This window comes from Streptomyces sp. NPDC012888, assembly GCF_042900645.1.
In the GTDB taxonomy this organism is placed as follows: domain Bacteria; phylum Actinomycetota; class Actinomycetes; order Streptomycetales; family Streptomycetaceae; genus Streptomyces.
The window spans coordinates 431,582-447,360 of record NZ_JBIBBM010000002.1; the positions used below are offsets into that span (position 1 = coordinate 431,582).

At 72.8% G+C, this 15,779-nt stretch carries 17 protein-coding genes; 4 read left to right on the top strand and 13 right to left on the bottom strand.

From position 1 onward, the window contains the following. Positions 1-62: 62 nt before the first annotated feature. The 7 genes from ACFY61_RS04305 to ACFY61_RS04335 all read right to left on the bottom strand — a co-directional run bounded on the left by ACFY61_RS04305 (position 63) and on the right by ACFY61_RS04335 (position 6,473). The gene (locus ACFY61_RS04305) at positions 63-803 is read right to left on the bottom strand and encodes a DUF3159 domain-containing protein (RefSeq protein WP_389466751.1); all 741 of its coding nucleotides are present in this window, start codon (positions 801-803) and stop codon (positions 63-65) included. A 3-nt stretch (positions 804-806) separates the two neighbouring features. Further along, complete coding sequence (locus tag ACFY61_RS04310) at positions 807-1,226, bottom strand: OB-fold nucleic acid binding domain-containing protein (protein ID WP_389466753.1); 420 nt, start codon at positions 1,224-1,226, stop codon at positions 807-809. Positions 1,227-1,249: 23 nt separating this feature from the next. Beyond that, positions 1,250-1,939 (bottom strand): response regulator, encoded by a 690-nt coding sequence (locus tag ACFY61_RS04315; RefSeq protein ID WP_389466755.1) that lies wholly within the window; start codon positions 1,937-1,939, stop codon positions 1,250-1,252. Continuing rightward, on the bottom strand, positions 1,936-4,482 hold the full coding sequence (locus tag ACFY61_RS04320) for an ATP-binding protein (protein ID WP_389466758.1): 2,547 nt from the start codon (positions 4,480-4,482) through the stop codon (positions 1,936-1,938). The genes ACFY61_RS04315 and ACFY61_RS04320 overlap by 4 nt, the downstream gene beginning before the upstream one ends. Positions 4,483-4,562: 80 nt before the next feature. Next, entirely contained in the window at positions 4,563-5,354 is a 792-nt protein-coding gene (locus tag ACFY61_RS04325; RefSeq protein WP_389466760.1) for a DUF3710 domain-containing protein, read from the bottom strand. Between the two features lies 1 nt (position 5,355). Beyond that, complete coding sequence (dut, locus tag ACFY61_RS04330; RefSeq protein ID WP_389466762.1) at positions 5,356-5,889, bottom strand: dUTP diphosphatase; 534 nt, start codon at positions 5,887-5,889, stop codon at positions 5,356-5,358. Beyond that, complete coding sequence (locus ACFY61_RS04335; RefSeq protein ID WP_389466764.1) at positions 5,889-6,473, bottom strand: PaaI family thioesterase; 585 nt, start codon at positions 6,471-6,473, stop codon at positions 5,889-5,891. Before ACFY61_RS04335 ends, dut begins: the two co-directional genes overlap by 1 nt. A 58-nt stretch (positions 6,474-6,531) precedes the next feature. On the opposite strand from ACFY61_RS04335, the gene ACFY61_RS04340 reads away from it, so the two are divergent. Then, positions 6,532-7,002, top strand: coding sequence for a DUF3093 domain-containing protein (locus ACFY61_RS04340; RefSeq protein ID WP_389466765.1), 471 nt, complete (start codon positions 6,532-6,534; stop codon positions 7,000-7,002). Between the two features lie 66 nt (positions 7,003-7,068). On the opposite strand, the gene ACFY61_RS04345 is transcribed toward ACFY61_RS04340, so the two are convergent. From ACFY61_RS04345 to ACFY61_RS04360, 4 genes are all read right to left on the bottom strand, one after another. Beyond that, a complete protein-coding gene (locus ACFY61_RS04345; protein WP_389466768.1) occupies positions 7,069-7,980 on the bottom strand; it encodes a hypothetical protein in 912 nt (303 codons plus the stop codon). An 11-nt stretch (positions 7,981-7,991) separates the two neighbouring features. Next, a complete protein-coding gene (locus tag ACFY61_RS04350) occupies positions 7,992-8,288 on the bottom strand; it encodes a DUF4193 domain-containing protein (RefSeq protein ID WP_150206939.1) in 297 nt (98 codons plus the stop codon). 381 nt (positions 8,289-8,669) lie between these two features. Further along, a complete protein-coding gene (locus ACFY61_RS04355; RefSeq protein ID WP_389466770.1) occupies positions 8,670-9,914 on the bottom strand; it encodes a sensor histidine kinase in 1,245 nt (414 codons plus the stop codon). Between the two features lie 5 nt (positions 9,915-9,919). Next, complete coding sequence (locus ACFY61_RS04360) at positions 9,920-10,573, bottom strand: response regulator transcription factor (RefSeq protein WP_030036265.1); 654 nt, start codon at positions 10,571-10,573, stop codon at positions 9,920-9,922. A gap of 236 nt (positions 10,574-10,809) precedes the next feature. Here ACFY61_RS04360 and ACFY61_RS04365 point away from each other — a divergent pair, with 236 nt between their 5' ends. After that, positions 10,810-10,977, top strand: a complete 168-nt coding sequence (locus ACFY61_RS04365; protein ID WP_389466772.1) for a hypothetical protein — start codon at positions 10,810-10,812, stop codon at positions 10,975-10,977. Positions 10,978-11,103: 126 nt separating this feature from the next. On the opposite strand, the gene ACFY61_RS04370 is transcribed toward ACFY61_RS04365, so the two are convergent. Together ACFY61_RS04370 and ACFY61_RS04375 are read right to left on the bottom strand one after the other, a co-directional pair. Beyond that, positions 11,104-11,919, bottom strand: coding sequence for an inositol monophosphatase family protein (locus ACFY61_RS04370; protein ID WP_389466774.1), 816 nt, complete (start codon positions 11,917-11,919; stop codon positions 11,104-11,106). A gap of 14 nt (positions 11,920-11,933) precedes the next feature. Continuing rightward, positions 11,934-13,088 carry a ferrochelatase gene (locus ACFY61_RS04375; protein ID WP_389466776.1) on the bottom strand — a complete coding sequence of 385 codons (1,155 nt, stop codon included), beginning with the start codon at positions 13,086-13,088 and terminating at the stop codon, positions 11,934-11,936. A gap of 148 nt (positions 13,089-13,236) precedes the next feature. Between ACFY61_RS04375 and ACFY61_RS04380 the strand changes: the two genes are divergently transcribed. Further along, positions 13,237-14,487, top strand: coding sequence for an MFS transporter (locus ACFY61_RS04380; RefSeq protein ID WP_389466778.1), 1,251 nt, complete (start codon positions 13,237-13,239; stop codon positions 14,485-14,487). Further along, complete coding sequence (locus tag ACFY61_RS04385) at positions 14,444-15,775, top strand: D-arabinono-1,4-lactone oxidase (protein ID WP_389466781.1); 1,332 nt, start codon at positions 14,444-14,446, stop codon at positions 15,773-15,775. The genes ACFY61_RS04380 and ACFY61_RS04385 overlap by 44 nt, the downstream gene beginning before the upstream one ends. The last annotated feature ends 4 nt before the right edge of the window (positions 15,776-15,779 follow it).

Below are 15,779 nucleotides of genomic sequence, written 5' to 3' on the forward strand. Positions count from 1 at the left end.
CCCGTCGGCGTCGCGGCGTCGAGGGGCGAGTGCGGGCGTCGAGCCCCGCGTGACCCGGGCGGTCAGCCCTCGCGGTTCTGCGCGGCGGCCGCCTTGCGGGCCCGTTCCGCTTCCTCCTCCGCCTCCATCTCGGCGAAGACGTCGATCGGCGGCGGGGCCTTCGCCAGGAACACCCAGGTGAAGTACACCGCCAGCACCATCGGCGGGAGCTTCAGCGCGACGAGGAGCCAGCCCAGCTGGGTGGCGTCGCCCCACCAGTACAGCGGGAAGAGGATCGCGTACTTGGCGAGGAAGATGATGCCCCAGGCCAGGCTGGCCTTGGTGTAGGCCTTCTTGCGGCCGGGGTTGCGGGTGCGCCAGGAGAGGTTCTCCTTGAACACCGGGCCGAGGATCACGCCGAGCAGCGGGAACCCGGCCAGCGCGGAGATCGTGAAGGCGGCGCCCAGGCAGGCGCCGTAGATCATGCCGGGCAGGTAGAAGCCCTTGGCGCTGCCGGTGAAGAGGGCGAAGGCGACGCCGACGCCCACGCCGAAGACCCCGCTGAAGGCATGCTTGACCGTGTCCCTGCGCAGCAGGCGCACGATCACCAGCAGCACCGCGACCGCGCCCGCCGCGATGGCGGACATCTTCACGTCCTTGTTGACCGTGTAGATCATCACGAACAGCAGCCCGGGGAGCATCGTCTCCAGGGTGCCGCGCACGCCGCCGAAGGCGTCGAACAGCGCCGCCTGCGTGACGGCCTTCTGGTCGGCCTCGGTCCCGGCCGCGGGGGTGGGCGGGGTCGGCCTGTCCACTGAGCTCACCGGCTAGTGCTCCTGTCCGAGCGGTCGGAGTTCGTACCTGGGGTTGAAGAGGACGCGGCGGCCGTGGCTCATCGAGATCCGCCCGGAGGCGATCATGCGGCGGCCGGGTTCGATTCCCACGATCGAGCGACGTCCGAGCCAGACGACGTCCAGCGCGGCCGAGCCGTCGAACAGCTCGGCCTCCAGAGCGGGGACTCCCGCGCGCGGCCGGAGGGTGACGGTGCGCAGCGTACCGGTCACCTTGACTATCTGCCGGTCGTGGCAGTCGCAGATCCGCGTGCATCCCGCGGCTTCTGCGTCCTCCTGCAGCTCCGCCGAATGCAGCTCCTCCTGGGAGGAGGACAGCCGCTCGATCATCCGGCGGAACCGGCCCGCCGGCCGGGCCGGTTTCGCGAGCTTCTCGGGACGCGGTTCAGCACTCATACAGGAAGCGTACCGGCGCGCTCCTAACGCTCGAAGCGGTAGCCCATGCCCGGTTCCGTGATGAAGTGCACGGGGTGCGAGGGGTCGGTCTCCAGCTTGCGCCGCAGCTGCGCCATGTACACCCGCAGGTAGTTGGTCTCGGTGCCGTACGAGGGGCCCCACACCTCGCGCAGCAGCTGCCTCTGGCTGACCAGCTTGCCGCCGTTGCGGACCAGCACCTCCAGCAGGTGCCATTCGGTCGGGGTCAGGCGTACGTCGCGGCCGTCCCGTACGGCCTTCTTCGCGGCCAGGTCGACGGTGAACGCGGCGGTCCGGACCTGGACCTCCTCCTCCCCTGCGCTGCTGCCGACGGGCTCGGCGCGGCGCACCGCGGCACGCAGCCGCGCGAGGAGCTCGTCCATGCCGAAGGGTTTGGTGACGTAGTCGTCGGCGCCGGCGTCCAGGGCTTCGACCTTCTCGTCGGAGCTGTGGCGGGCGGAGAGCACCACGATCGGGACCCGGGTCCAGCCCCGCAGGCCCCTGATCACCTCGACGCCGTCCATGTCGGGCAGGCCGAGGTCGAGGACGACCACGTCGGGGTGGCGGGCGGCCGCCATCTCCAGGGCGGTCGCGCCGTCGGGCGCCGCGTCGACCTCGTACCTGCGCGCCTTGAGGTTGATCACGAGGGCGCGGACGATCTGCGGCTCGTCCTCGACCACGAGCACCCGGGTCATCGGGGTCCTGCTTTCTCTCGGATGTCGGGAGCGGCCGCGACGGCCGCGGCGCGCAGGCTGAACACCATGGTGAGGCCCCCGCCGGGGGTGTCCTCGGCGGCGAGGGTGCCGCCGACGGCCTCGGTGAAGCCGCGGGCGACGGCGAGGCCGAGGCCCACGCCGGTGCCGCGCGGGGCGTCGCCGTGCCGCTGGAACGGCTCGAATATGCGTTCCTTGGCCTCGTCGGGGACTCCGGGGCCGCGGTCGACGACGCGGAGTTCGACGCGGTCGTGGTGGGCGCTGGCGGTGACGAGGACGGGCCGGGCTCCGGGGCTGTACTTGACGGCGTTCTCGACGATGTTGGCGACGGCCCGCTCCAGCAGGCCGCGGTCGACGGCGACCATGGGGAGGGTCTCCGGGATGTCGAGCCGGACGCTGTCCTCCGGTACGCCGCCCAGCGCCATCGGCACCACCTCGTCCAGGTCGGTCTCCCGGATCAGGGGCACGACGGTGCCGGTGTTGAGGCGGGACATGTCCAGCAGGTTGCCGATCAGCGCGGCCAGCCGGTCGGCGCCCTCCTCGATGCCGGCCAGCAGCTCGGCCCGGTCGTCGTCCGACCACTCGACGTCCTCCGAGCGCAGCGAGGTGACGGAGGCCTTGATCCCGGCGAGCGGGGTGCGCAGGTCGTGGCTGACGGCGGCCAGCAGGGCGGTGCGGATGCGGTTGCCCTCGGCGAGCCGGCGGGCTTCCTCGGCCTCGCCGAGGAGGCGCCGGCGGTCGAGCGCGGCGGCCGCCTGGGCGGCGAAGGCGCCGAGCACGCGGCGGTCTTCGGCGGGCAGGACCCGCCCGGACAGGGCCAGGGTCATGTTCTCGCCGACGGGCATGTCGACGTCGGCCTCCTCGGGGCGGGTGACGGGCCGGCCGACGGCGGCCGCCGTGGTCCACGGCGCGTGTTCGCCGGCGCGTTCCAGGAGCGCGGCGGAATCCATGGTGAAGGTTTCGCGGACGCGTTCGAGGAGGGCGTCGGGGGTGTCCTCGCCGCGCAGGACGCTGCCGGCGAGGAAGGAGAGGATCTCGGACTCGGCGCGCAGCCGGGCGGCCTGGTGGGTGCGGCGGGCGGCCAGGTCCACGACCGAGGCGACGGACACGGCGACGGAGAAGAACACCACGATCGCCACGAGGTTCTTCGGGTCGGAGATGGTGAGCCGGTACAGCGGCGGGGCGAAGTAGTAGTTCAGCAGCAGCGAGCCCAGCGAGGCCGACGCCAGCGCCGGGAGCAGCCCGCCCAGCAGGGCGGCGGCCACGGTCAGCGCCAGGAACAGCAGCATCTCGTTGGCGAGGCCGGGGTCGGCGTCCACGTGGGCGAGGAGCACGGCGAGCAGCAGGGGGCAGACCACGCCGACCGCCCAGCCGGCGAGGGTCCGGCCGCGGCCCAGCGGGGCGCCCGGGCGGAGCATCGGCAGTCCGCGCCGCCGACCGCGGGCGGCCTCCTCGTGGGTGACGATGTGCACGTCCAGGTCGGGGCCGGACTCCCGGGCGACGGTCGCGCCGACGCCGGGCCCGAAGACGTACTGCCAGGCCTTGCGGCGGCTGGAGCCGAGCACGATCTGGGTGGCGTTGACCCCGCGGGCGAACTCCAGCAGGGCGCTGGGGACGTCGTCCCCGATCACATGGTGAAACGTTCCGCCGAGGTCCTCGACCAGGGTCCGCTGGACGGCCAGCTCCTTGGGCGAGGCAGCGGTCAGTCCGTCGCTGCCGGCCACGTAGACGGCCAGGACCTCGCCGCCGGCGCCCTTCTCCGCGAGCCGCGCGGCCCGCCGGATCAGGGTCCGGCCCTCCGGGCCCCCGGTGAGGCCCACCACGATCCGCTCCCGTGCCTGCCAGGTGGAGCGGATGCCGTGCTCGCCCCGGTACTCGCGCAGGTACTCGTCGGCCCGGTCGGCCGTCCACAGCAGCGCCAGCTCCCGCAGGGCGGTGAGGTTGCCGGGGCGGAAGTAGTTGGACAGGGCCGCGTCCACCCGGTCCGCCGTGTACACGTTGCCGTGCGCCATCCGCCGCCGCAGCGCCTGTGGCGACATGTCGACCAGCTCGATCTGGTCGGCCCGCCGCACCACCTCGTCCGGGACGGTCTCCCGCTGCCGGACTCCGGTGATCGACTCCACCACGTCCCCGAGGGACTCGAGGTGCTGGATGTTGACGGTGGAGATCACGTCGATGCCGGCCCGCAGCAGCTCCTCGACGTCCTGCCACCGCTTGGCGTTCCGGGAGCCGGGCACGTTGGTGTGGGCCAGCTCGTCCACCAGCGCCACGGCCGGCCCGCGGGCGAGGACGGCGTCCACGTCCATCTCGGCGAACGCGGCTCCCCGGTACTCGAGCTCCCGCCGGGGCACCGTCTCCAGCCCGTGGAGCATCACCTCGGTCCGCGGCCGGCCGTGGTGCTCCACGAAGCCGACGACGACGTCGGCGCCCCGCTCCACTCTCCGGTGGGCCTCGCCGAGCATCGCGTAGGTCTTGCCCACCCCCGGCGCCGCACCGAGATAGATCCGAAGGCTGCCGCGTCGCATGCGCTCATTCTCGTACATGCGTGCCGACGGGCCGCACTCCGGGCATATCGGAGTGCGGCCCGGCCGTGCCTCGCCCTGCCTCAGCGGACCTCGGTGATCTCCGGGCCGCGCTCCAGCTGGCCCATGCCGCCGGAGAAGCGGGAGCCCTCCTGGTCCTCGGTCTGCACGCCGTCCGGCACCATCTGGGCGTCGTTCGGCAGCTTCAGGACGATCGGGTCGCGGGGGGCCATCGGGCCGTCACCACGGACGACCACGGTGTCGCGGAAGATCGCCTCCAGCAGGCCCGCCGACTCCGGCTGCACGGCGCCCTGACCCGAGATCACCCCGCGGAGGAACCAGCGGGGACCGTCGACGCCCACGAAGCGCACCAGCTGGGCGCCCCGGCTGCCGTCCGGCAGCGGGACCGGGACCTGCGCGCGCAGCTCCCAGCCCAGCGGGCCCTCCACCTCGTCGATGAGGCCGCCCTGCTGGGTGATGCCCGAGGCGATCTCCTCGCGGACCTCACCCCAGATGCCTTCCTTCTTGGGCGCGGCGAAGGCCTGGAGCTGCACGGCGCTGTCCCGCAGGACGACGGTCGCGGCGACGATCGCGTCCCCGGCGACCTCCACCCGCAGTTCCATGCCCTCGACGCCCGGTACGAAGATGCCGCCGAGGTCGACGCGGCCCTCGGCCGGGTCGCCGGGCACCTCGGAGACGTCCCACGGGCCGTCCGGCCGGGGGGCCGGCGGCAGGTTCACCCGGCGCTGCCCGCCAGTGGTGGCGAGCTCGTCGGCCTCGGTGTACTCACGCTCCTCCGCCCCGGCGCCGCCCGCGACCCGCTCGGCCGCGCCACCGTCCTTGACGGAGCTGTTCTTCTTGCGACGTCCGAACACGTCACTGTCCTTCCCGGTCGGATACGACCGAAGCGTAGCCATTCCCACCCTGCTGACCAGCGCCGTTTCCGGCCACAGCCGCATGACCGCCGGTGGAGCCGAAACCCCCCTCGGCCCGTGCCGAGCCGGGAAGTTCCGCGACCTCGTGGAAGCGAACCTTCTCGACCCGCTGGACAACCAGCTGGGCAATGCGGTCGAAGCGCTCGAACCGGACGCTGTCGCGCGGGTCGAGATTGACCACGATCACCTTGATCTCCCCACGGTACCCGGCATCCACCGTCCCCGGGGCATTCACGAGCGCGAGCCCGCACCGGGCAGCGAGCCCCGAACGCGGGTGCACGAAGGCCGCGTAGCCGTCGGGCAGGGCGATGGAGATCCCGGTGGGCAGCACGGTCCGCTCGCCGGGGGCGAGCTCCGCGGCCTCGGTGGTGACCAGGTCGCAGCCGGCGTCGCCGGGATGACCGTACGCCGGAATCGGCACCTCCGGGTCGATCCGGCGGATGAGTACGTCGACGGGGGCGTGGTTCACGGACATCAGGGGTTCACCTCGAAGGCGCGGGCGCGCCGGACCTGGTCCGGGTCGGCCATGGCCGCCCGGATCTCCTCGGGCCGGCCGTTGTCGATGAAGTGGTCGACCTTGACCTCTATGAAGAGGGCCTCGGCGCGCACGGCGACGGGGCCGTCCGGGCCACCGATGCGGCCCACGGCGGAGCAGTAGATCTTCCGGCCGGCCACGGCGGTGACCTCGGCGGAGAGGTGCAGCACGGTGTCGACCGGGACCGGCCGCAGGTAGTCGGTCTCCAGCCGTCCGGTGACCGCGATGACCCGCAGCAGCCAGTTCAGCGAGCCGAGGGTCTCGTCGAGGGCGGTGGCCAGCACGCCGCCGTGGGCGAGGCCGGGGGCACCCTGGTGGGCGGGCCTGACGGTGAACTCGGCGGTGACGCTGACACCCTCGCCGGCCCGGGCCTCCAGGTGCAGCCCGTGGGGCTGCCCGCCGCCGCAGCCGAAACAGTGGTCGTAGTGCGCCCCGAGGAGCTCCCCGGGGGCCGGGGCGTCGGGGTGCCGGACCGGTGCCGTGGCGTCGGCCGGCGGCGTCAGGCTTGGAATTCGTCCACTCACAGGCGCAGACCTTACCCGCGCGGCTACCCGCCGGTCGCCCCGTGCCAAGCTTGTGGTCATGCAGCTCTCCCCCGCGCACCACGACGAACGCCTGACCGCCCCCCGCGCCTGGTGGGGCATCTCCGTACTGCTCGGCCTGGCGTGCGCCCTGATGATGCTGCCGCTCGGGACCCTCCCGCTGCTGGCCGGACTGGTCGGCGGGACGGCCCTGGCCGGTCTGCTGGTCAGCTCGTACGGGTCCGCGCGGGTGCGGGTGGTGAACGGTGCGCTGGCAGCCGGCGACGCCCGGATCCCGGTGTCGGCGCTGGGCGAACCCGAGGTGCTGGACGCGGAGGAGGCGCGCGCCTGGCGCACGTACAAGGCGGACAGCCGGGCGTTCATGGTGATGCGGAGCTACGTGCCGACGGCGGTGCGGGTGGAGGTCACCGACCCGGCCGACCCGACCCCGTACGTGTACCTGTCCTCGCGGGAGCCGGAGGCGCTGGCCGCGGCGCTGCGCGCGGCGAAGGAGCAGGCGGCCACGGCCTGACCGCCGCCGGGGCGTGCCGCGTGTCGCGGGCCGGGGGCTTGGGGGTCAGGGGTTGGGGGTCGCCGGTCAGGCGGGCCCTTCCAGGCCCTTGGGCGGCCGCGGGGCGATGAGCGGGTCGGCGGGCTGCTCCAGGGGCGGCAGGGCCTCCAGGGCGTCCCAGGGCACGGCGCGGCGGCGCAGGTCGGTGCGGATCTTCTCGGCGAGCTTCCTGGTGTCGCGGCGGTTCATCACCGCGCCCACGGCCGCACCCACCATGAACGGCATCAGGTTCGGCAGGTTCCGGAACATCCGCTTGGTGATCTGCTGGCGCAGTTCCCGCTTCATCTGGCCGCCGAGGGCGGCGTTGAGCGTGGTGGGCTTGGTGAGGTCGACGCCCCGCTCCTCCGTCCACGCCGTCAGGTAGGCGAAGCTGCGCTCCTTGAGGTTGCCGGGCGGGCGCAGGCCGTAGACCTCGTGGAGTTCGGCGATCAGTTTGAGCTCGATCGCGGCGACCCCGGTGATCTCGGCCGCCAGCTCCGCGGGCAGGGCGGGCGGTACGGGGAGCATCGCGGCCGCGCCGATGCCCGCGCCCACGGTGGAGCTGCTGTTTGCGGCGCCGGCGATCAGCTTGTCGGCCAGCTGATCGGGGCCGAGTCCCGGGAACTGGGCGCGCAGCGTCGCCAGGTCCCGTACGGGAACGCGCGGGGCGTTCTCGATGACGCGGTCGGTGATGTAGAGGGCGACGGCTCTGGCACCCTCACCACCCTTGCGCACGCCGGCCCGGACGGCTTCGATCCGGCGCCCGGCCGGCTTCCGCCGGGCCTCCGGGTCCTCGGGCAGCGCGGGGTCGTGCGGAACCTCCGCCGTGCTGCCGTCCGGGAGGGCGGGCACGGTCGGGGACCCGTGGCCCGTTGCCGGGCCCGTGGCTTCCGCGTACGTCTCCGCCTGGTCACCCTTCTTGCGGAAGAACCGCTTGCGGGGCGGCGTCGCGCCTGTCACGGCCTGCAGCCTCAGTCGCAGTCGCGGCAGATCGGCTGGCCGTTCTTCTCGCGGGCCAGCTGGCTGCGGTGGTGCACCAGGAAGCAGCTCATGCAGGTGAACTCGTCGGCCTGCTTGGGCAGCACCCGGACGGCCAGCTCCTCGTTGGAGAGGTCCGCACCCGGCAGCTCCAGGCCCTCGACGGCGTCGAAGTCGTCGACGTCCACGGCCGAGGACGACTTCTCGTTCCGGCGCGCCTTCAGCTCTTCGATGCTGTCGTTGTCGACATCGTCGTCGGTCTTGCGTGGGGTGTCGTAGTCCGTTGCCATTTGTCGCTCTCCCCCTCTGGGTGTTAGCGGTGTCTCAGCGCACGTAACGCGCGAGAGGCCGGACTTGTGCCCGACCTGAGGCGGAGATTTTGCCTCACATCAAGGTCTGTTACTCAATCGACACCCAGCCGCACGCCTGAAGGAGCGATGGGCCGATATGTCGAGCGGGACCGTACACGGTCGGCGTGCCGGAGTGCACAAGCGCCACCCCGTCTATTTTCCGCCGTTCGGGGCCCCGGAAACCCGGACTTTCCCGGGCTTTCGGGACCTCGGGGGTGACGGAACGTACAGGGGTGGGCACTCGCAAATGTGATCGATCACACAGCTTCCAGCCACCACTGGGGCGCCCCGTTTCAGCCGGGAGCGAACAAGGGGGCTCCATCAGATCGGCAGGGTGACGCGCATCACCAGGCCACCCCCCTCGCGCGGCTCGGCGTGGATCCGGCCGCCGTGTGCGCGCGCCACGGAGCGCGCGATGGACAGCCCCAGGCCGACACCCTTGTCACTGCCCGTCCGCTCCGTACGCAGGCGTCTGAAGGGCTCGAAGAGGTTGTCGATCTCGTACGCGGGAACCACCGGCCCGGTGTTCGAGACCATCAGCACCGCCTGGCCGTGCGCGACCTCGGTGGTCACCTCCACCCAGCCGTCCTCCGGCACGTTGTAGCGCACGGCGTTCTGGACCAGGTTGAGGGCGATCCGTTCCAGCAGCACGCCGTTGCCCTGGACCACCGCCGGCGCCCGCTCGCCGCGGATCTCCACGCCCTTCGCCTCGGCCTCGCCCCGCGCCTGGTCGATGGCGCGCGAGGCCACCTCCGCCAGGTCCACCGGCTTGCGCTCGACGATCTGGTTCTCGCTGCGGGCGAGCAGCAGCAGGCCTTCGACCAGCTGTTCGCTGCGCTCGTTGGTGGCGAGCAGGGTCTTGCCCAGCTGCTGGAGCTCCACCGGCGCACCGGGATCGGACAGGTGCACCTCCAGCAGGGTGCGGTTGATCGCCAGCGGGGTCCGCAGCTCGTGCGAGGCGTTGGCCACGAACCGCTGCTGGGCGGTGAAGGCGCGCTCCAGCCGGTCCAGCATCTCGTCGAAGGTGTCGGCGAGCTCCTTGAGCTCGTCGTCCGGGCCGTCCAGCTCGATCCGCCGGGTCAGGTCCGAGCCGACCACCCGGCGGGCGGTCCGGGTGATCTTCCCGAGCGGGGAGAGCACCCGGCCGGCCATCGCGTAACCGAAGGCGAAGGCGATGATCGACAGGCCGAGCAGGGCCATCAGGGACCGGCTGAGCAGGTCGTCCAGGGCGTGCCTGCGCTGGACGTCCATGCAGGCGGCGACGGCCTCGTTGAGCTCCCGGACGGTCTTGACCAGGTCGACGGCCGGGCAGGTGCTGCTGGTGACGGTCACGTCCTGACCGCCGACGATCTTGAACGGCGGCGGGCTGCCGACCCGCATCGTCTGAGCGGCCAGCAGGTAGATGATCGACAGCAGCAGGATCCCGGCGATCAGGAACATGCCGCCGTAGAGCAGCGTGAGCCTTATCCGGATGGTCGGTCTCAGCCAAGGGAAGGGACCCTCGGGCTGGCCGGGGTCCCAGGTCGGTTTCGGCGGCGCCTCGGGTGGCACCGGAGTCGTGGCCATCCGCGTCAGATCCGGTATCCGGAGCCCGGGACGGTCACGATGACCGGCGGTTCGCCCAGCTTGCGCCGCAGCGTCATCACGGTCACCCGCACCACGTTGGTGAACGGGTCGGTGTTCTCGTCCCACGCCTTCTCCAGCAGCTGCTCGGCGGAGACCACAGTGCCCTCACTGCGCATCAGCACCTCCAGCACCGCGAACTCCTTGGGCGCCAGCTGCACCTCCCGGCCCTCCCGGAAGACCTCGCGGCGGTTGGGGTCCAGCTTGATGCCGGCCCGTTCCAGCACGGGCGGCAGCGCGACGGTGGTGCGCCGGCCGAGCGCGCGCACCCGGGCGGTCAGCTCGGTGAAGGCGAAGGGCTTTGGCAGGTAGTCGTCCGCGCCGAGCTCCAGGCCCTCCACCCGGTCGCTCACGTCGCCGGAGGCGGTCAGCATCAGCACGCGGGTGGGCATGCCCAGCTCGACGATCTTCCGGCAGACGTCGTCGCCGTGGACCAGCGGGAGGTCGCGGTCCAGGACGACCACGTCGTAGTCGTTGACGCCGACGCGCTCCAGGGCGGCCGCGCCGTCGTACACGACGTCGACGGCCATGGCCTCCCGGCGCAGTCCGGTGGCCACCGCATCGGCGAGCAGCTGCTCGTCCTCGACGACGAGTACGCGCACGTCTTTTCCTTCCCAAGGTGCCCGGGCGGGCAGAGTCGTTTACGCCAACCATCCTGCCTGTTTCGGCGGTAAACCGGCTGTAAGTCGACGTACGGGGGCCCGGGACCGTGGAATCGGGGATTCCCAGGGCTCGGGAGGTTTCTGCGCCCTGGGTGGCGGGGAGGACGTCAGCACATCCCATCCCGATCACCTACCTCCCGGACACCTCCGTGCCACGAAGAGGGGGCGCAAACACCATGGACGCATTCACCGCGGGCCTGCTCCACCGCATCCACACCACGCAGTCGGACCTGAGCCGGGCCCGGGCAACGGGCGACGACTTCCTCGCCGAGGTCGAACAGGCCGAGCTGGACGACCTGCACCGCCTCGCGGCGGAGCACGGCGTCCGGGTCAACGCCGCCTGACCCGGCCCCGCCGGGCACGACGACCGGGCCCCGCCCGCCCCGGAAGGGCGCGGGCGGGGCCCGGTGTTTCGCAGGCCCGGTCCGGCCGGGCCGGACGCCGTACGCGCGGGCGCCCTGGTGCGCGCGTCAGGCGGTGCCGTCGTGCCAGGCCCCGGCCTCCTCCAGCAGCGGCTGCAGCGCGCCGAAGACCGCGGGCGTCGCGGCGATCGTCAGCTCGCCCGACGCGGGCTCGCCCGGCCGCCCGCCGGTGACGGCGCCGGCCTCGCGGGCGATCAGCTCCCCCGCGGCCAGGTCCCACGGGTTGAGCCCCCGCTCGTAGTACCCGTCCAGCCGGCCGCAGGCCACGTCGCACAGGTCCACCGCCGCCGAGCCGCCCCGCCGGACGTCCCGGACCAGCGGGATGACCCGCGCCGCGACCTCCGCCTGGTGCGCCCGCCTGGCCTGGAGGTACCCGAAGCCGGTGGCCACCAGCGCCTGGTCCAGGGGCGCGGCGGCCCGGCAGGCCAGCCGTGCGCCGCCCAGCCAGGCGCCCTGGCCGAGCACCGCGTGGTACGTCTCGCGGCGCAGCGGGGCCTCCACCACGCCGACGACGGTCTCGCCCCGGTACTCGGCCGCGATGGACACCGCCCAGGCGGGTAGGCCGTAGAGGTAGTTCACGGTGCCGTCGAGCGGGTCCACGACCCAGCGGACGCCGGTGGTGCCCTCGGTCTCGGCGCCCTCCTCGCCCAGCAGGCCGTCGCCGGGCCGGCGCTCGGCGAGGAACCCGGCGATCAGCTTCTCGGCCGCGATGTCCATCTCGGTCACCACGTCGACGGCACTGCTCTTGGTGGCCGCCACCGACAGGTCCGACGGCCGCCCGTCCCGCAGCAGCTCGCCGGCCCGCCGGGCGGCCTCCAGGGCCACCTCCAGCAGCTCCGCCTTCAACGCCTCCGTCAGTGCCATCCGGGCAACGCTCCTCACGCGTAGGGACTGTCCGCGCCGGCGGCGGCCGGCCGGGGCGCGCGCGCCGGGCAGCAGCCCACCGCGCACACGTCGTGGGAGGCGCCCAGCGCGCCCACCCAGCACCGCTCCGCCGGCTCGCCGCGCTCGACCGCGGCCCGCTCCAGGAGCAGGTCGCGCACCGCCGCCGCGAACCGCGGGTCCGCGCCGACGGTCGCCGAGCGCCGGATCGGCAGGCCCAGCTCGGCGGCCTTGGCGGTGGCCTCCGTGTCCAGGTCGTACAGGACCTCCATGTGGTCCGAGACGAAGCCGATCGGGACCATCACGACGGCCGGGGCGCCGGCCTCGTGCAGGTCCTCCAGCCGGTCGCAGATGTCCGGCTCCAGCCACGGGACGTGCGGGGCCCCGCTGCGGGACTGGTAGACCAGCTCCCAGGGCCGGTCGACGCCGGTGATCCGGGCGACCTCGGCCACGATGACCTGCGCCACGTCCAGGTGCTGCTTGACGTAGGCGCCGCCGAAGCCGTCCTCCGTGTGGTCCTCGACCGGGCCGGAGGTGTCGGCGGCGGCGGTCGGGATCGAATGGGTGGTGAAGACCAGCCGGGCGCCGTCGCGGACGTCCTCCGGAAGCGACTCCAGCGAGGCGAGCACGCCGTCGGTCATCGGCTCGACGAAGCCGGGGTGGTTGAAGTAGTGCCGCAGCTTGTCCACCCGGGGCAGGTCGAAGCCCTCGGCCTCCAGCAGGGCCAGCGCGTCGGCCAGGTTCTCGCGGTACTGGCGGCAGCCCGAGTACGAGGCGTAGGCGCTGGTCGCGAGGACCGCGATGCGGCGGCGCCCGTCGGCCGCCATCTCGCGCATCACGTCGTCCAGGTACGGCGCCCAGTTCCGGTTGCCCCAGTACACCGGCAGGTCCAGACCGTGCTCGGCGAAGTCCTTGCGGAGCGCGTCGAGCAGTTCGCGGTTCTGCGCGTTGATGGGGCTGACGCCGCCGAACCCGAAGTAGTGCCGGCCGACCTCCTTCAGCCGCTCGCGCGGGATGCCGCGGCCGCGGGTGACGTTCTCCAGGAAGGGCACGACGTCGTCGGGTCCCTCGGGGCCGCCGAAGGACAGCAGCAGCAGGGCGTCGTACGGGGCGGCTCCGGCGGCCGGGCTGTTCGCGAGCTGGTCTGACATGTCTCGAATCCTGCCACCCACCGCCGTCCCCCGTTAACCCGGCCACAGATAAGGTGACCCTTACTTTTTCGATCCGTTTTTCCCGTGCGGGGGCCTTCACCACGGTCGTAACCTGTATGGGCCTAAGACGTCCCTTACGGAGGGCCAGTTGCCCAGTCCCTACGGCGCGATATTCGCGGCCCCCGGCACCAAGAGCTTCAGCGCGGCCGGCCTCATCGGCCGCCTGCCACTCGCGATGGTCGCCATCGGCGTGCTGACCATGGTCACCGAGCTCGGCGGCAGCTACGCCCTGGGCGGCGGCCTCACCGCCACCATCGCCCTCTCGGCCGCCGCCGTCGGCCCGCAGATCTCCCGGCTGGTCGACCAGTACGGCCAGCGCCGGGTGCTGCGTCCGGCCACGCTGGTCTCCGTGGCCGCCGTGGCCGGCCTGCTGCTCGCCGCGGCGGGCGGCTGGCCGGACTGGACCCTGTTCCCGTTCGCCGTGGTCATCGGCTGCGTGCCCAGCGTCGGCTCGATGGTCCGCGCGCGGTGGACCGCCCTGTTCCGGGACGACTCCCGCAAGCTGCACACCGCGTACTCCTTCGAGTCCGTGATGGACGAGGTCTGCTTCATCCTCGGCCCGCCGGCCGCCGCCACCCTCTCCGCGGCCTGGTTCCCGGAGGCCGGCCCGCTGGTCGCGGCCGGCTGCCTGCTGGTGGGCGTGTACTGGCTGACCGCCCTGCGGTCCACCGAGCCCGAGCCGCACCCGCGCGACAAGGACACGGACACCTCCTCGGCCCTGACCTCCCCCGGCCTGCAGGTCCTGGTGGCCACCTTCGTGGCGACCGGCGCCATCTTCGGCTCCACCGACGTCGCCACCCTGGCCTTCGCCGCGGAGCAGGGCTCCAAGTCCACCGGCGGCCTGCTGCTGGCCCTCTGGGCCTTCGGGTCCTGCCTCGCCGGCGTCGTGTTCGGCCTGCTGCACTTCAAGGGGAAGGCCGAGCTCCGCTGGTTGGTGGGCATCTGTGCGATGGCCGTGAGTATGATCCCCCTCCTACTGGCCGGGAACCTTCCGTTTCTGGCCGTGGCGCTCTTCGTCTCGGGCCTCGCCATCGCTCCCACGATGATCACCACGATGGCCCTGATCGAGGCGCACGTACCACCGGCGAAGCTGACCGAGGGCATGACGTGGATCAGCACCGGCCTCGCGGTCGGCATCGCCGCGGGCTCCTCCGTGACCGGCTGGGTGGTCGACGCCTCCGGTGCGAGCGCCGGGTACGTGGTCTCCATCTCGGCGGGGACCGCCGCGGCGGTCGTCGGGTTCGCGGGTTACCGCCGGCTGAACGGGCCGGCGCAAGGGGAGGAGCGGGCCACCGATGGGAACGGCGACAGCAACGACGTACGGGAGCACGTGGCGTAACTGGGCGGGGAACGTCACCGCCACACCGGCCAGGGTGGTCACCCCGGCCACGGTGGGGGAACTGCAGGAGGCGGTCCGCCGGGCCGCCGAGGAGGGGCTGCGGGTGAAGGCGGTCGGCACCGGCCACTCCTTCACCTCGGCCGCGGCCACCGACGGGGTGCTGGTCCGCCCGCAGGCGCTGGCCGGGATCCTGGAGCTCGACCGGGCCGCGGGCACCGTGAAGGTGGCCGCCGGCACCGTCCTGAAGGACCTCAACCGGGCCCTCGCCGCCCAGGGCCTCTCGCTCACCAACATGGGCGACATCATGGAGCAGACGGTCTCCGGCGCCACCGGCACCGGCACCCACGGCACCGGCCGCGACTCCGCCTCGATCGCCGCCCAGATCCGCGCCCTGGAGCTGGTCACGGCGGACGGCCGGCTGCTGAACTGCTCGGCGGAGGGGACCGAAGAGGAACGCGCGGCCTTCGCGGCCGCGCGGATCGGGATCGGCGCGCTGGGCGTGGTCACCTCGATCACCTTCGCCGTGGAACCGCTGTTCTTCCTGACCGCCCGTGAGGAGCCCATGCGCTTCGACCGGGTGACCGCCGAGTTCGAGGAGCACTTCGCGGAGAACGAGCACTTCGAGTTCTACTGGTTCCCGCACACCGGCAACTGCAACACCAAGCGCAACAACCGCAGCGCCGGGCCGGCCGCCCCGCCCGGCCCGGTCAGCGCCTGGGTCGAGGACGAGCTGCTGTCCAACGGCGTCTTCCAGGCCGTCAACTCGCTGGGCCGGGCCGTCCCCTCGGCCATACCCGCCATCGCCCGGGTCGCCAGCCGCGCCCTGTCGGCCCGGACCTACACGGACATCCCGTACAAGGTGTTCACCAGCCCCCGCCGGGTGCGGTTCGTGGAGATGGAGTACGCCCTCCCGCGCGAGCGGGTGGTCCCGGCGCTGCGCGAGCTGAAGGCCGTGGTGGACCGATCCGGCCTGCGGATCAGCTTCCCCGTGGAGGTCCGCACCGCCCCGGCCGACGACATCGTCCTGTCGACCGCGTCCGGGCGGGACACCGCCTACGTCGCGGTGCACATGTACCGGGGTACGCCGTACCAGGCCTACTTCACCGCCGCCGAGCGCATCTTCACCGCGTACGAGGGCCGGCCGCACTGGGGCAAGGTGCACACCCGGGACGCCGAGTACCTCGCCGGGGTCTACCCGAGGTTCGGCGAGTTCACCGCGCTCCGCGACCGGCTGGACCCGGACCGGCTCTTCGCCAACGACTACCTGCGGCGGGTCCTGGGCGACTGAGTCC

What these genes read in the sequence shown, in the direction of transcription:
- ACFY61_RS04370 (WP_389466774.1), bottom strand. Translation starts at nt 11,919, where the DNA reads ATGGCACTGACGGAGGCGTTGAAGGCGGAGCTGCTGGAGGTGGCCCTG.
- ACFY61_RS04375 (WP_389466776.1), bottom strand. Translation starts at nt 13,088, where the DNA reads ATGTCAGACCAGCTCGCGAACAGCCCGGCCGCCGGAGCCGCCCCGTAC.
- ACFY61_RS04385 (WP_389466781.1), top strand. Translation starts at nt 14,444, where the DNA reads ATGGGAACGGCGACAGCAACGACGTACGGGAGCACGTGGCGTAACTGG.
- ACFY61_RS04310 (WP_389466753.1), bottom strand. Translation starts at nt 1,226, where the DNA reads ATGAGTGCTGAACCGCGTCCCGAGAAGCTCGCGAAACCGGCCCGGCCG.
- ACFY61_RS04340 (WP_389466765.1), top strand. Translation starts at nt 6,532, where the DNA reads ATGCAGCTCTCCCCCGCGCACCACGACGAACGCCTGACCGCCCCCCGC.
- ACFY61_RS04320 (WP_389466758.1), bottom strand. Translation starts at nt 4,482, where the DNA reads ATGCGACGCGGCAGCCTTCGGATCTATCTCGGTGCGGCGCCGGGGGTG.
- ACFY61_RS04365 (WP_389466772.1), top strand. Translation starts at nt 10,810, where the DNA reads ATGGACGCATTCACCGCGGGCCTGCTCCACCGCATCCACACCACGCAG.
- dut (WP_389466762.1), bottom strand. Translation starts at nt 5,889, where the DNA reads ATGTCCGTGAACCACGCCCCCGTCGACGTACTCATCCGCCGGATCGAC.
- ACFY61_RS04350 (WP_150206939.1), bottom strand. Translation starts at nt 8,288, where the DNA reads ATGGCAACGGACTACGACACCCCACGCAAGACCGACGACGATGTCGAC.
- ACFY61_RS04355 (WP_389466770.1), bottom strand. Translation starts at nt 9,914, where the DNA reads ATGGCCACGACTCCGGTGCCACCCGAGGCGCCGCCGAAACCGACCTGG.
- ACFY61_RS04315 (WP_389466755.1), bottom strand. Translation starts at nt 1,939, where the DNA reads ATGACCCGGGTGCTCGTGGTCGAGGACGAGCCGCAGATCGTCCGCGCC.